This window comes from Paenibacillus sp. HWE-109 (genome assembly GCF_022163125.1).
Classification (GTDB): Bacteria; Bacillota; Bacilli; order Paenibacillales; family NBRC-103111; genus Paenibacillus_E.
On record NZ_CP091881.1, the window covers coordinates 5,100,375 to 5,116,378 of the forward strand.

Annotated in this window: 12 protein-coding genes; 4 read left to right on the forward strand and 8 right to left on the reverse strand. The window is 46.9% G+C overall.

The genetic code is table 11. From position 1 onward, the window contains the following. The first annotated feature begins 10 nt into the window (after positions 1–10). A complete protein-coding gene (locus LOZ80_RS21725) occupies positions 11–832 on the forward strand; it encodes an AraC family transcriptional regulator (protein WP_238166663.1) in 822 nt (273 codons plus the stop codon). Between the two features lie 1,236 nt (positions 833–2,068). Next, positions 2,069–3,289 carry an IS4 family transposase gene (locus LOZ80_RS21730; RefSeq protein ID WP_238166664.1) on the forward strand — a complete coding sequence of 407 codons (1,221 nt, stop codon included), beginning with the start codon at positions 2,069–2,071 and terminating at the stop codon, positions 3,287–3,289. A 1,113-nt stretch (positions 3,290–4,402) separates the two neighbouring features. Here the strand turns inward: LOZ80_RS21730 and uxaC are convergent. The 3 genes from uxaC to LOZ80_RS21745 all read right to left on the reverse strand — a co-directional run bounded on the left by uxaC (position 4,403) and on the right by LOZ80_RS21745 (position 7,797). Continuing rightward, positions 4,403–5,803 carry a glucuronate isomerase gene (gene uxaC, locus LOZ80_RS21735; protein WP_238166665.1) on the reverse strand — a complete coding sequence of 467 codons (1,401 nt, stop codon included), beginning with the start codon at positions 5,801–5,803 and terminating at the stop codon, positions 4,403–4,405. A 125-nt stretch (positions 5,804–5,928) separates the two neighbouring features. Beyond that, on the reverse strand, positions 5,929–6,864 hold the full coding sequence (locus LOZ80_RS21740; protein ID WP_238173071.1) for a VanW family protein: 936 nt from the start codon (positions 6,862–6,864) through the stop codon (positions 5,929–5,931). A gap of 123 nt (positions 6,865–6,987) precedes the next feature. Next, the gene (locus LOZ80_RS21745; protein ID WP_238166666.1) at positions 6,988–7,797 is read right to left on the reverse strand and encodes a phytanoyl-CoA dioxygenase family protein; all 810 of its coding nucleotides are present in this window, start codon (positions 7,795–7,797) and stop codon (positions 6,988–6,990) included. A 160-nt stretch (positions 7,798–7,957) separates the two neighbouring features. Between LOZ80_RS21745 and LOZ80_RS21750 the strand changes: the two genes are divergently transcribed. Both LOZ80_RS21750 and LOZ80_RS21755 read left to right on the forward strand, forming a co-directional pair. After that, positions 7,958–8,731: a helix-turn-helix domain-containing protein gene (locus LOZ80_RS21750; RefSeq protein WP_238166667.1), complete on the forward strand. Its 774-nt coding sequence runs from the start codon at positions 7,958–7,960 to the stop codon at positions 8,729–8,731. Positions 8,732–8,799: 68 nt separating this feature from the next. After that, positions 8,800–10,032, forward strand: coding sequence for an aminopeptidase (locus LOZ80_RS21755; protein ID WP_238166668.1), 1,233 nt, complete (start codon positions 8,800–8,802; stop codon positions 10,030–10,032). A gap of 73 nt (positions 10,033–10,105) precedes the next feature. Here LOZ80_RS21755 and LOZ80_RS21760 read toward each other — a convergent pair whose 3' ends face one another. From LOZ80_RS21760 to LOZ80_RS21780, 5 genes are all read right to left on the reverse strand, one after another. Continuing rightward, complete coding sequence (locus LOZ80_RS21760; protein WP_238166669.1) at positions 10,106–10,978, reverse strand: AraC family transcriptional regulator; 873 nt, start codon at positions 10,976–10,978, stop codon at positions 10,106–10,108. A 140-nt stretch (positions 10,979–11,118) separates the two neighbouring features. After that, complete coding sequence (locus LOZ80_RS21765; RefSeq protein ID WP_238166670.1) at positions 11,119–12,081, reverse strand: ABC transporter substrate-binding protein; 963 nt, start codon at positions 12,079–12,081, stop codon at positions 11,119–11,121. A 21-nt stretch (positions 12,082–12,102) separates the two neighbouring features. After that, entirely contained in the window at positions 12,103–13,125 is a 1,023-nt protein-coding gene (locus tag LOZ80_RS21770) for a FecCD family ABC transporter permease (RefSeq protein ID WP_238166671.1), read from the reverse strand. Further along, a complete protein-coding gene (locus LOZ80_RS21775; protein WP_443147075.1) occupies positions 13,122–14,057 on the reverse strand; it encodes a FecCD family ABC transporter permease in 936 nt (311 codons plus the stop codon). The genes LOZ80_RS21770 and LOZ80_RS21775 overlap by 4 nt, the downstream gene beginning before the upstream one ends. Positions 14,058–14,263: 206 nt before the next feature. Further along, entirely contained in the window at positions 14,264–15,928 is a 1,665-nt protein-coding gene (locus LOZ80_RS21780; RefSeq protein WP_238166673.1) for an AraC family transcriptional regulator, read from the reverse strand. Between the last annotated feature and the right edge of the window lie 76 nt (positions 15,929–16,004).

Genomic DNA, 16,004 nt, shown 5'->3' on the forward strand with positions numbered 1-16,004 from the left:
GTGGTTAGCCTTGCAGCAATTCGCGATTGAACGACTTCGCAGAGATCATGCTTTCTCCATGAACGTGAACCATTTCCATGATACCTATGAAATTTATTATTTACTCAGCGGGAAACGCCATTATTTTATACAAGACCGCTCTTATTATATTGAAGAGGGCGGCCTCGTCTGTATCGATAAAAACGTACTTCACAAAACTCGAAATGTCGATGCAGCGCCGCACGAACGTATTCTGCTTAACTTTGATGATTCCTTCATTCGATCCATTGGTGAAGATGCCGCTGAACAACTGCTCTTGCTCTTTCAGCAAAACCATCATGTCTTCTCCCTCACGGGCACGAATCGCACTGCTATAGAGAATTTGCTCTTTCATATTTTGCGAGAGCAGCAGCAGGAACAAAGCGGTTGGCAGCTTAACAGCAAAGCCTTATTCACGCAATTGCTGATTATCTGTTCGCGGCTCACAGATAAACTAAATCTGGTGGACGAACAGCCCCAACCGCACAATCCCAAAATGTACGAAATTGTCTCCTACATCAATGAGCAGTTTCGCAATCGGCTGACGCTCGCCTCGATTTCCGAAACCTTTTATATCAGCCCGAGCTACTTCTGCCGCTCATTCAAGGAAACAACCGGCTTCTCGTTCGTCGAATACTTGAACAACGTGCGCATCCGCGAAGCACAGCGCCTGCTGCGCGAGACGAAGCTCAAAGTCATCCACATCGCCGAGCAATCCGGCTTCGACAGCGTCGCCCACTTCGGCCGCGTGTTCAAACAAGTCACCTCGCAGACGCCGCTGGAGTGCCGGAAGCTGATGCGGCACGTGCTTTGAGGTGACGGGGGCGGGGCGGGGCGGGGCGGGGCGGGGCGGGGCGGGGCGGGGCGGGCTGAAAGCTGATACGCCATGTGACGACGGAGGACTACGCGACGGTATGCCGGCCGTCCCCGCCGTCCCCGGCCTCCTTTCCGCCTTTTAGCGAACCATAGTTCCTTTTCCCTCCAGGCTCTGTGTCATCGCCTAGCCCAAAGGGAACTACGATCCTCTATATGGCTGAAAACCACCAAATCCCACTCCAAAGGGAACTACAATCCGCTATATCACCATTTCCCCGTCGTAATCAGCATTTTTCGCTTGAATAGCGTACCTCAGTTCCCTTTCATACTGCTTTTAGCCAGGTTCCCGCCAATTAGCGGATTATAGTTCCTTTTCATGTACAACTCACCACTCGCAACTCCTCATCCCCGTCCATTTTGCCTAGATGTTCAACAAATTAGTCACTTTTAGACCTCCTCCTACACTGCTACTTTTACTTTTACTTTTACTTTTACTTTTACTTTTACTTCTACTTCTACACTCCCCCTTACTCTTACTTCACCCACGGCCCCCCTTTTTGTCAACCCAAAAAGCTAATAACCTTCACCCTACACCCTTTTCACACTACTTTCTGAGTCATCGCCTAGCCCAAAGGGAACTACGATCCGCTATATCACCATTTCCCCGTCAGAATCAGCATTTTTCGCTTGAATAGCGTACCTCAGTTCCCTTTCATACTGCTTTTACCCCGGTTCCCGCCAATTAGCGGATTATAGTTCCTTTTCATGTACAACTCACCACTCGCAACTCCTCATCCCCCTTCATTCCGCCTAGATGTTCAACAAATTAGTCACTTTTAGACCTCCTCCTATACTGCGACTGCTACTTTTACTTCTACTCTTACTCTTACTCTTACTCTTACTCTTACTCTTACTCTTACTCTTACTCTTACTCTTACTCTTACTCTTACTTTTACTTTTACTTTTACTTCTACTTCTACTTCTACTTCTACTTCTACTTCTACTTCTACTTCTACTTCTACTTCTACACTCCCCCTTACTCTTACTTCACCCCCGTCCTAATTAGCGGATTATAGTCACTAGCCTTGCATCGAACCTGACATGAAAACTTATAGATATAATAATTTCTATATTATGAATATATTTCACTATTTTATCTGGTAAGACATAAAAAAATCCCCTAATGTTAAGGAATAGGCATGTTACCCATTTCCTCATCAAAAGGAGAAATCGCATGGGTATCGTACCAGATAAAACCGTTATTAGTCAATGTCTTCAATTGTTGGATTTACCAAAGGCAGTCTGCGACATTTTGGATTATCGGACTCAAAAACTTACCGTTCGCAGTGCAATCCTACTTTTCATCGAAGCTCAGTTGGCACGGCGCGAAGAGCCGACTGCCATTGAGGAGCATTTGCGTTCTAACGAAAATTTGCAGGCTCTTGTAGGAACAAAATCGATTAGCGCCTCCCGTTTCTCGCGTAAATTGAACGAGTTACCTACTTTTTTACTCCAGTACGCTTTTCAAGAAATCAATCGGCGTATTGCACAGACCTTACGAGAATCATCCCATGTAAAGGTGCGAGATGTAAAAAAGCTAACGATCATTGACTCTACCACCATCTCTTTACCCAACTTTCACGGTCAGTGGGCCTACTGCAGCAAAATGCAAAATAGCGTAAAAATGCATACCTACCTCTGCACAGATTTCCCGGATATGGCCTATCCCAGCAAAGTTATTTTATCGACGGGAGCTGTAGCTGACTCGGAAGTAGCGATCGAACTTCTCACAGATAAAAACACAACGTATGTGATGGATCGCGGATACATTAACTACGCCTTTTTCAAGAAATGGGCAGAAGCAAACATTCGTTTTGTCGTGCGAATACAAGCAAATAGTAAGACAACCGTCATCCAGGCACGACCTGTTCCAGAAGATGATCCTGGCCTTTTACGAGATGCTGATGTCCAAATGGTGGTTCCGAAGCACCCTGATCAAAAAGTAACGCTCCGATTGGTTGAATTCAAAGATGACAAAAAACGAATCTACCGCGTGGTTACAACAAGGTGGGATCTCTCAGCACGAGAAATCGCTAACTTGTACCGAGATCGCTGGATGATCGAATTGTTCTTTAAATGGATGAAGCAGCACCTTCACTTGGCTAAACTTTATAGCTATAAACCTGATGCGGTATGGAACCAAATCTACATGACACTTTTAGCCTACGGACTGTGCATCCTGGTCAAGTTGCAAACGAAAACAACAAAAAGTACATGGGAAGTGCTGAAGTTAGTTCGCATTTACGTGATGATGAGCTGGGAAAAGTTCCTTGCTGCTTTAAACAGAGCGCCCACGCGAAGTTCAAAAGGACGTCGAAAGAAAAATAAGGGCGGGCGTCCTCGAATTCATCCTATCAAGAAAAAAGCGCAGAAAAAGAAACTTGAACAGAACTAAAACAATTGAAGAGTAAATTGAAAAAAATGGTAATTTGTCTATGCGTATTTGAATGTTACTGTTTTTGTTCTTTTTCACAACAATAAACTGTAAAAATATTCCTTAAGCAAAACAATGATCTGATGTCAGCTTCTTTGCAAGGCTAGTGGATTATAGTTCCTTTTCATGTACAACTCACCACTCGCAACTCCTCATCCTCCTCCATTCTGCCTAGATGTTCAACAAATTAGTCACTTTTAGACCTCCTCCTCTTCTACTTCTACTCCTACCCTCCCCCTTACTCTTACCCCACCACCGGCCTCCTTTTTGCCCACGCAAAAAACAAAAAACCTTCACCCCACTCCCTTTTCACACTACGTTCCGTGCCATTGCACGGTCCAAAGGGAACTACGATCCTCTATATGGCCGAAAACCGCCAAATCCCACTCCAAAGGGAACTACGATCCTCTATATCACCATTTCCCCGTCGGAATCAGCATTTTTCGCTTGAATAGCGTACCTCAGTTCCCTTTCATAATGCTTTTACCCCGGTTCCCGCCAATTAGCGGATTATAGTTCCTTTTCATGTACAACTCACCACTCGCAACTCCTCATCCCCCTCCATTCTGCCTAGATGTTCAACAAATTGGTCACCCTACACCCTTTTCCCACTACGTTCCGTGCCATCGCACAGTCCAAAGGGAACTACGATCCGCTATATGGCTGAAAACCGCCAAATCCCACTCCAAAGGGAACTACGATCCGCTATATCACCATTTCCCCGTCGAAATCAGCATTTTCCGCTTGAATAGCGTACCTCAGTTCCCTTTCATACTGCTTTTAGCCCGGTTCCCGTCAATTAGCGGATTATAGTTCCTTTTCATGTACAACTCACCACTCGCAACTCCTCATCCCCCTCCATTCTGCCTAGATGTTCAACAAATTAGTCACTTTTAGACCTCCTCCTATACTTCTACTTCTACTCTTATTCTTACTCTTACTCTTACTCTTACTCATACTCCAGCACCGCCCCCCTGCTGCCCACCAAAAAAACAAAAAACCTCCACCCTGCGCCAAAGCCACTGAAATCAACGATTTCAGCAGCCTCAGCGCAAGCGCGGAGGTTAGCTTATTTTAGAAGTCGAAATATTGCTTCGCGTTATGATATGAAATCCCTTGAACCAACTGCTTCAGCAACTGCTCGTCGTTCGGGAATTCGCCCGCTTCGACCCACTCGCCGAACATGTTGCAGAGGATTCTGCGGAAGTAATCATGTCTCGTGTAGGACAAGAAGCTGCGGGAGTCTGTCAGCATCCCTACGAAGCGGCCTAGCAAACCGAAGTTCCCCAGCGATTTCATCTGCTGCACCATGCCGTCTCTGGTATCGTTGAACCACCAAGCCGCGCCGAGCTGAATTTTGCCCGGGATGCCATCGCCTTGGAAACTGCCCATCAACGATGCGAGAATTTCATTATCCCGCGCGTTCAGGGAATAAAGGATCGTTCTCGGCAGCGAATCCGCAACCGCCAGAGACGACAGCAAGCCTGTAAGAGCGCTGGCAACCGAGCTATCATTAATGGAGTCAAAGCCCGTATCCGGTCCTAATGTAGCGAAAGCTTGCCCATTATTGTTCCGGGAAGCATTGATATGGTACTGCATCGCCCAATCCAGCTTTTTGTAGATGCCGCCCAGGAACAGCAAGGTGAACGCTTTATATTTCTTCTCGTCTTCCAAGCTGACAGCCTTACCTGCCAATCCAGCTTTGAAGATCTCATCTACTTCTTCTTTGGTCGCAGCCGCAAATGGCACATAATCCAAGGCATGATCAGATACTTTGCAGCCAACAGAAGCAAAAAATTCGGCTCTGCTTTCAAGTCCCGCCAACAGATCATCATAGGAGTTGATCGTGATGCCTGCCGATTTCTCCAATTGGCTGATCCATGGCAAGAAAGTCGCCCGGTTAATTTCCAATGCTTTATCAGGACGGAAGGACGGCAATACTTGTGTATTGAAATCTTTGATTTCTTTGATTTTGATATGATATTCCAAGGAATCCACCGGATCATCAGTCGTACAAATGACCGTAACTTTGGAATTCGTAATTAAATCGCGAGCGCGCGAGTTCCCCTCAGCCAGCTTCGCGTTTACTTTTTCCCATATAACAGGCGCATTCTGCTCGTTAATTAAGTCATTAACGCCAAAATACGTTTGAAGCTCCATATGGGACCAATGGTACAACGGATTGCCAATCGCCATCGGAAGTGTCGCGGCCCAGGCAGTAAAACGATCATAATCGCTCGCTTCTCCCGTAATTTTATTCTCTTCGACGCCATTGGCACGCATCATTCTCCACTTGTAATGGTCGCCATACAGCCAAGCTTCAGTGATGGTATTGAATTGTTTATTTTCAAAAATTTCCTTAGGACTTAGATGACAGTGATAGTCAATGATCGGCAAATCTTTGGCAAATTCATGGAATAATTTAACCGCTGTCTCATTCGCAAGCAAAAAATTCTCATCCAAAAATGTTTTCATGAAACTGATTTCCACCCTTCTCAAGCTGAATGATCTGCCCTTTATTCTAGCGAAAGGTGGACTCGAAGTCTTGTGATTTTTTGCTTTTATTTATACAAATATGTGCATATATTGACCTTCGAGTGCTAGGGGACCGTTTGATCCACGTCCGTTCCAGCGTTAATTTCTTCCGGCAACGTTTCCGAAGCACTCGGGACATGCCTTGGTTTGTAGTTAATCATTTCGGAGGAAGAAATGCTCACATACACGCGACCTGGCATGGCATGTGCCCTAATCAGAATCGGTTGATTATACGTATTTTTGAAGCTGAAATCCGGCCCACCCCAATTGACCGTAGCGTCCCTTCCCGAAGGAACATACGGTACTGATCTGCTATGAGAGAATCGTTCCACAATCTTAAGGCCGGCTCGATCCGCCGCGTTGAATAAAGTCGAAGAAATTTGGCAAATCCCTCCGCCAATCCCCTCGGAGAATTCACCTCTCACAATAATTTTGGCAGACATATAGCCTTTGGCGCGCGTCCTAACGCCCACAACTCGATTAAACGAGAAGGTCTCATTCGGTTGAACAACATAATTATTAATCGCTTGGGTAGCAAGTTTAATATTCGTATACCGATGCTTATTATTTGAGTTAAAGTATGTGACATAATAACCGATTGGACGCACACGAATGCTCGCTAATAGTTCACTATCCACTCTGGGATACACCGCCATTTGGGGCACCTCAAAGCTCAGCGAATTTGAATCATAAAAATGTTGATAAAATTGTTTCACAAACGCACTTTGATTCAGTTGAACGCCTGGAATCTCTTTGACTATAGCGCCGCTGTCATTAATGGTGGCATTGATTGGCTTTCGATAGATCCTCTTCCCTACCTCGTCGGTTAGCTGATGCAATCGTTCATTATCAACTAAGGGGATATCCAAATACTCCAGCGAGTAGGCTTTTTTATCCACATTGGCTGTGATTTGCCCCTTATTATCCGTAAGTGTCAAACGCTCAGGCACGGTTACCTGCTGCGAGAAAAGCAGCAATCCCGCCATCCATCCCATCATCATATTGTTATTCACCCCTCCCCTATTGTAAACAATTGACATCATTCCATACGCATGCACGAAAAAAGAACCGTTCAAAGCCAGTCTCCCGGCCTTGGAACGATTCTCCATAATACATGTTAATGCTTAATGAGGATAGACATTCTCAAATTCTTCGCCGCACGGTCCGCCGTTAGGGTTAACCTCTAAGGCAACCTGATCACCGTTTTGTCGATACAAAGGACGGTAATGATTACTGATGTGCGTGGCTGATGCGTTAGCATAATGGCAAATAAACGCCCGACGAAAGCGATCTTTCGTCTTGTTGCGATAAGAACCATGAATCAGATTGCCATTGAAAAAGAGAACATCGCCGCGCTCCATGATGACTGGCATAGCCTTTTCATCTTTGGGCGGCTTCACATAATGTGTAGTAAACGATTCTTTGGCATCTGCAATGTCTGGACACGAAATATCATAAGTGTTCGTTTTGGGTACCACGAGCAGGCCGCCATTCTCCTCATCAGCCGCATCAATCGCCGTCCAGGCCGCAATACAATTGCCAGGCTCCACTTGCAAATAAAAGTTGTCCTGATGCAGCGCTTGCCCGCGAGATCCTGGCGGTTTGTAATAAAACATGCTTTGCGCAGCCAACGCCTCTTCCTCATACAAATCTGCTAACACTTCAAGTACGGGCTGATGCAGCATATATCTTTTGGCTGTCTCGTTAATCCGATGCGGATGCATCACTCGCGGGTAGCGTTTCAACGGATCCATGACTTCAGCCTGCCGCTCAGGTTCAAAATGGCCCGGAATCGTTTGTTCACTAATCGCCTCAAAGGTTGCATCAATTTCCGCGAGATTCTGCTCTGAAAACAACCCCTTCACGATCACATACCCCTCTGTTTCAAAATGCTGCTTCTGTTCCTTCGTCAATTTAAGCAAGGATGGCTTCATCCTGCTCCCCTCCCCTATCATCATGTTTGTTCCCTGACTTCAGCATAACGGAAAGCAAGCAGGCATAGAAGTAATAATAGTGCTAAATACTCATACAATCCTGCTATTTATTGATATACTGAAGATGTCCCAAAGCTTCTAGCGAAAGGAATCGACGGAAATGAAGTTAGACGTACAAGAGCTCTTGGCAGGACATTTCAATGAATCGGAATCCTATGTCGTCAAGCGTCCTCATGGGCGGCAGGACTGGCTATTGATGTTTACGCTGGACGGGAAAGGCTATGTTAACCATAACGAGGAGAAGCACGTCTGCCGAACAGGCGATATCGTCTTATTGGCACCGGGAACCGCTCATCATTATGGCACACTGAAGAACCATACGTGGCAGTTTGTATGGGCGCATTTCCCTGCCTTTTTTTCGGAAATAAACCTGCTTCCACAGGAAGAAGTCGTTTATCTGACCATCGAGAATGAATCTACGCGTGAACGGATATTCCAGGCATTCAGCCGGATTCTGGCGGATTCCCGTGAACGCGGCGAGTACTGGTTCGAGCTGTGCTGTGGCTCGCTGCGAGAAATCTTGTTGATCATGGCGCAGAAAACCAAGCGCTACATGGACCCCCGCATTGAAGAAGTGCTCCGACTGCTCTCACAGCTCATGCGTGAACCGATTCGGATCGAGGATCTAGCTCAAACCGTCGGACTCTCCCCTTCAAGATTATCGCATCTGTTCAAAGAAAGCACAGGCCTGTCCATTATCGATACCCTGAATCGTATGCGGATTCAACAAGCCGTGTTAATGCTGGAGCATACGGGCCGAAGTGCTTCGGAAGTTTGTTACGATGTAGGGTTTCAAAACTATAACCACTTTACGAATCAATTCCGCAAATGGCATGGGATGACCCCCTCTACGTTCATCAAAAACCAACGGTAAAATTTATTTGACAGTCGGCTCATCTCAGGATAAACTGCTAGCAAGATTTAAAATAAGGAGGATTCATCATGACCTTTGCACGTAATCTTGATAAATACGCAGAGCTTATCGTCCGTGTTTCCCTGAATATTCAGTCCGGTCAATCACTCTGGATTAACGCTCCAATTCTGCAGCCTGAGCTGGTACGCCTGATCTCCTCCAAAGCTTATAAAGCCGGGGCCAAGCATGTACATATTGAATGGCAGGATGAAATCTGCACACAGATCAGATATCTCAACGCTCCTGACGATGCTTTCAATGAATATCCCACGTGGAGAGCGGATGCGCTCAGCGAATTAGCCGACAATAACGGGGCTTATTTATGGATTGATGCGGATGATCCTGAATTGCTCAAGGATGTTGATCCTGCCCGCATTTCCGCTAACTCCAAAGCCGCAGGTCCGAAATTAGTGAAGTGGAGAGAACATATGTCATCCTACAAAATGACATGGTCGATCGTAGCCGCTCCTTCCGAAGCTTGGGCCAAAAAAGTGTTCCCGCAGTTGGAAGAACAAGCAGCAATCAACGCCTTATGGGACGCTATCTTCAAAGCTACCCGTGTTGATCAAGAGGATCCTGTGCAAACTTGGCAGGAACATAACGCTACACTTCGCAGCAAAAGGGAACAGCTGAATGAAAAGAAATTCCACAAAATTCATTACCGCGCACCTGGAACCGCCCTTACCGTACAACTCCCTGAGCATCACGTTTGGCGTGGCGGATCAGCAACGAATGGCCGCGGGGGCTTCGAGTTTAACCCGAATATCCCAACAGAAGAAGTCTTCCTCTCACCGCTGCGTCAAGGGACCCAAGGAACCGTTCGCAGTACGAAGCCTTTGAGCTATCAAGGCAATCTTATTAACAACTTCTCGCTTACCTTCGAGAACGGGCGTGTCGTCCACTATACAGCTGAAGAAGGCTACGAGTCTTTGCAAGCCATGATCGAGATGGACGAAGGAGCGCATTATTTGGGCGAAATCGCACTCGTACCGCATCTATCTCCGATTTCGAATTCAAATCTCATCTTCTTTAATACGTTGTATGATGAGAATGCTTCCAATCATTTGGCTTTGGGCAGAGCTTTCCCAACCTGTATCGAGGGTGGCGCTGAGATGTCGAAGGAGCAGCAAGCGCAAGCAGGTCTTAACGATAGCTTGATTCACGTTGACTTTATGATTGGTTCTGCCGAAATGGATATTGATGGCGAGCACGCGGATGGCCGCATTGAACCAATCTTCCGCCAAGGCAACTGGGCATTTTAATCCGCTAACGGGTCAGCTCAAACAAAAAATAAGGGGTAAGCAGCCAAGCCTAACCCCTTATTTATCTTTATAACTACCGTCTTGACACCGGTATCCAGATTTCACTTTTAAAAGTTGGCGAGGATATATCTTTGTTCTCATTCCACAGTAGTTCCGGACCTTCTAATTGCTCATAGTTCGACGATGGGAACCATTCGGCATAAATACGCCCCCAAACTTCTTGCAGCGTCTGCGGAAAAGGTCCGACCGCTTGGAATACTGCCCATGTGGAGGCAGGGACTTCCAACAGGGAGAAATCTTCCGGGCATGCCTGCATCGTAGCTGCTCCAATATAATGATCCAGCTCCCCTTTCTCCTCCATCCTGCCTTCCGAGAAATTCGTCGATGCACTAATCAGTCCTATGGGCTCGACATCAGAAAGCTTTTTCAGAGTTTCAATCGTAGTCTGATCCAGACCTTGCCACATAGCGGCAATTTCCGGATTCACCCCACTGAATATGATCGGAACTCGCTTCTTCTTGCCGACAATGCGGAATGCTGCTTTTTCTTCAATCCGGTAGTTCATTTCACTACCTCCTTTGATGGTTAATTGGAACGACATTCGCGGGTACGCTTTAAGGGAATGACCGTGAAGCCTGGCCTCAGACGGCGTGATCCCATGCAACTGCTGAAAAGCTCGTGCAAACGAATCAGCTGAGTTGTACCCATATTTAATGGCCAGATCAATAACTTTGATGCTGCTCCCTTTAAGCTCAAATGCGGCAAGCGTTAGACGTCTGCGGCGGACGTACTCCGAAAGCGTCATGCCTGAAAGCAAGGAAAACATTCTTTTAAAATGATACTCTGAACAAAAAGCTTGCTTGGCAACTTCTTTGAAATCGATATCGCTTGTTAAATGGTCTTCCATATACGCAATTGCGCCATTCATGTTCGTAAGCAAATCCATGACCCTTACCTCCTTATCCATAGAATATCAGGAATGACATCCGGCCATCCGACTTTTGCTGCTCCTTGCTGTAGCACGAACAAGAAGAGACTGCCCTAGCGCCAGTGAGATAACTGACTTTAGGGTAGCCTCTTTGGGTGTTACTTGGCGAATAGTTTCTCCGCTGCGTCAAGCGCCATTTTGTTGCCGATAGCTGAGTAATCTAGCCAAGGTTGGTCGGCGATCGGGTAAATATGCTCGGCTTTAACAGCTTTCAGCCCTTTCCAAATGGGGTTGGCAGACAATTGTTCAAAGACCTTTTTAGCCGCATCCTCATTATTCACAATGACAAATATGGCGTCAGCATCATAGTCAGGCAGAACTTCTTGGGAGATCGTTTCATAAGCTTTGTCGATCTTCTCCACCCCGTTCGCCGGCTTCAAACCCAAATCCGTGAACAGGAGCGGTCCTAATGGACGCTTCATGCCCATCACGCGCAATTCTTTGGCTGTCACACGGATTGCCATGGCCTTGCCATCCCCGATTTTATCCTTAATGAGCCCTTTCACTTTCGTCGCTTGCGCTTCATAATCCTTGATGTATGTTTCCGCTTGCGGTTCACGGTTAACGAGCTTGCCGATTTTTTTCAAATGGTCACGCCATGTGCCGTCATCGAGATTAAACACTTCAGATTTTGCGATTTTTTCATATTTGGCTATATCTTTGCCAGCGTACTGTTGATCCAAATAAATCACTTCTGGTTTCAAAGCCAGCAAAGCTTCCATATCAGGTTCCGTCACAACACCCAGCTTTTTCGTATTTTGCAGGCGATCAGCGACATGCGGCAGGAAAGCTTTGAGGTCTCCTCCCATAACAGAACCTACTGGTGTAATTCCGAGTGCAAGCAGATCATTCGTCAAATGAATAGACAACGAGGCAATGCGTGGCTCTTTCTCAATCGGTTTTACTGTAGTCGCCGCAGTTGCTGCTGCTGTTGCTGTTGCTGTTGCTGTTGCTGTTGGTGTCTTCGTTGCTGCGCTTTGAGGGGCAGCGGATTGGCCGCAAGCCGCTAATAGGAATAGCGAACTGACCATACTCATGAGTGCAATATTTTTCTTTACCATCGTTAAACTCCTTCAATATCCTTATTTCGTTCTTATTAATAAATACAAAAAATACGGAGCCCCGACGGCTGCTACAACGACACCGGCCGGGATCGCATTAGGCTGAAAGATTGAACGCCCGATGGTATCGGCACTCACTAGAATCACTAGCCCGATCAACCCTGCTATCGGCAGCAGATATTGATGCATGGGACCGACCAGTCGCCGCGCCAGATGCGGCGCGACCAGCCCCAGGAAACCAATGCCTCCAGCCATCGCGACACTGGCGCTGGAGAGCGCAACAGCGCTCATCAACAGCAGCATGCGTTCACGGTTCACTGCAATGCCCATACCAGCGGTTGTTTCATCCCCCAACGAGAAGGCATTCATGACTTTCCACTTGGAGAACGTGTACGGAATGAAGGCAAGGATCCACGGCAATAGGGCATAGACATGGATCCACTCTCTTCCCCATACATTACCCAGCAGCCATCTGGACGTAAAACGGTATGTCGCTTCATCCAGCCGCAGCGACAAGAATAACGTAACCGCGCTGAACCCTGCCGCAATCGCGATACCAACCAGAATCAGGCGAATAGGTACGATGCCTTTGTGACGGTCATAGGCCAAGATGACAATGAGAACAGCCGTCACAATGCCACCGACAAAAGCAAAAACTGGAATGAGTAAAGACGGCATGCCTTTCATGGCATGAAAAAAGCTAACAAATACAATCAATCCAAAAGCTGCTCCCGCATGAAGCCCCAGAATACCGGGATCCGCAAGCCCATTGCGGGTGATCCCTTGAAGAATCGCTCCGGAGACGCCTAAACCGATGCCCGCAAGCATCGTAATCAATATGCGGGGCAGTCGGTATTCGAACAACACCAGTTGACTATCCGGACTCCCCTGGCCTACAAAAGTCTGCCAAACCTCAAATGGTGAGAGCCGAATCGAGCCTGTGTTCAAGCTAATCAGAATGACCAGCAAACTAATGAGCAGGAGACAAAGCCCTACCGTTAGGCTTAGATTCCTCCGGCGAATGCGCCTAAGTGAGCTCATCATAAAGCCCTCCTTTCTTTCCTGGCCAAATACAGGAAGAAGGGCACACCGACCATCGCTACCATCAAGCTGATCGCCAGTTCCTTCGGCGGATGAACCATACGAGCACCCAAATCAGCGAGCACAAGCAAGATGGCTCCGAGTAATCCCGATAATGGGATAATGAAGCGATAATCTACCCCCACGATCTTTCTTGCGATATGGGGAATAACGAGTCCAACGAATCCGATGGAACCTGCGGCGGAAACGCCTACCCCGGCAAGAATCACAGCCAGCGCTATTCCTATCAGGCGTGTGCGTTTTGTTTGAACGCCCAAACTAACGGAAACATCTTCGCCCAAAGCGATCAAGGAAACAGAGCGGCTGATCATCATCGCACCTAGGATGGCGAGAGCAATCACAGGCACAAGCAGCTTCAATTGGGGCCATTTCACACCCGAAACCCCGCCTGCATACCAAAATGCAAGATCCTGATTAAGATCGTAATAGATCGCAATCCCAGAGCTCAGCGAATGCAGCATGGCAGCTACTACGGCTCCTGCCAACGTCAAACGCAGCGGGGTTAAGCCGCCTGGAGTTGAAGCGCCAAGCAAGAAAATGAAAGCTGTACTCGCCACAGCACCAATAAAAGAAACGAACATAAGCGCTGAGTAGGGCAGATTCGGGAAAAAGGCGAAGCTCAGGGCAACCATCATTGTAGCCCCTGCGTTGACTCCCAGAATGCCGGAATCCGCTAATGGATTTCGAGTAATGCCTTGCATGAGAGCACCTGCAACGGCAAAGCCAGCTCCGATCACAGCTGCGCCTATTACTCTCGGCAGCCTCAGCTCATGGATAATCTGATGTGAAGTTAGCGTTGGGTCATACTGGAAAACGGCTGACCATACGGTCCCCAGCGTTAAATCCTTAGCTCCGAACGAAATAGCAGTAAACATAATAAACAGCAGTACAGCAATCGTTGCGAGACCTATCCCTCCATGCGTAATACCGTTCATCCTCGGACGACTCGAATCCATGAGTAAAATCCTTACCTCTCATTAATACTGATAATCATTATCAATAAAATAATTATAGAAATGTATCTTGCTTTCGTCCATGTCATTTTCAAAGAATAAATCCTTGGATAATTTAAAGATTTCCTTCAGAGCTGCAAACGGCTTTGGGTCAGCGGAGTACTGATCAGCATCTGAGTCGCCTTCTCAAGAAGCTGCTCAATCGCTTGCGGTGCATAAACCATCCATTCATCCCATTGCAAAAGGAAATAGCGTCCCTGTCTGATCGCAGGCAGTCGCAGCCATGCTGGATCTGTCACTAACTGGTGGCGCAGCTTGGAAGCAGCTTGCTCCGACGATGTTAAGATAATCATGTAATCGGACTCATATTGGTTTAATTCTTCTGGCGTCATGGATATCCAGTTAAAGTTAGTCCCTGCACGGTGCAAGCTCATCGCTTGACTAAGACGGCTTGGGGGCATGAATTGCAGAGCGCGATAAAAAATATGCCCCACATTCCTTGCACCATACAGCCTCAGCCCCTTGCTTGTCATCCGGCAAATCGTCAAGGTCGGATTCCCGAAAGTTTTCTGAACCCGTTTCCTTGCCAGCTCCGCTATATATTCATGGCGTTGAATCCATTCCTTGGCTGCCTGTCTTCGCCCAACCAACTGTCCAATTTCCTCTAAGTGATCAAATACATCCAGGGTAGCCCATGGAATGGAAATGATAGGAGCTATATCACTGATATGCTCTCTGGCTTTCAGAACGACATTATCTTTGCAAATCACCAAGCTTGGCTTGGCTTCCAAGAAGGCCTGTCTGCCTATTTCCCAAGCCTCAACAGCATGCAACGGCAAATTTAATGATTTTGCCTCCACGGGTAAATACGCTGCACGGTGATATTGCGCTGCCGAAGGAACAATGCCTAACGTTGTCAGATGATCGGTATACGGATAAGATAACGACACAATGCTCTCAAGCTGCTCGCTCGTATACTGCTTGGGTGCACAGCCGCTATTTTCTTTGAAGCGGCGGCTGAAATAGAACTCGTCGCGGTACCCAACCAGTCCAGCCAAATCCTTAATCTTAGGCGCAGACACGAGTAAGGTTTCCTTCGCCTTATTCATCCTGATTTGTGTAAGAAATTCGATCGGCGTTTTATTCATCTTTTGTTTAAAACGCTGCGAATAATAAGCCGGATGCATGCCGGCAAGTTCAGCAAGGGTATCCAAATTCAAATCTGTTGCATAAGCGTCTTGCATGTATTGGATGGTCAACTGGATCGAAGCATCCGCATCCTTAGGTGTAGTTACCACTGGCGGTTGTTCCTTGAGAATCAGCTCCAGCAATTCATAAACATATTGCTGACGCAAATGTTCTCTCACACTGGATACGGCATAAGCGGATGCAAGCAATTGTATTTTACGCTGAAATAGCAGTAGATCCGCTTGCAGCAAGCCCTGTACCGGGAAATCAAGCACGCGGTCATAAACCTTGCGCAAATCCGTTTTCTCCCCCATGCGAAATAATTCGAATTCAAGCTGATAAATCAAGCTATGTTCATTGCCAGACAAATTCATCGTCTGCGCGCTCATTCCGGGCAGCAGCAAACAGAGCGTTTTACCATAAATCGGAATCTCTTCCTGATTCATAAGAAGCTGACCTCTTGTTTTTACGAAAAAAAGCAATGTATGTTTATCAGCCTTTTCCACTTCAAATTTCCAACTAGCTGAATAGGTGATCACGTCTAATTTGCTCAGTTCCAGCAAGGTGCCCGCTAGATACGCTTCTTGATTTAAACCGCTATGCAAGTCAAATCCCACCTTCACTGAATCATTGATAATCATTCTCATAATAGTATAACATATCGGCACGAGGTTGGCCTTC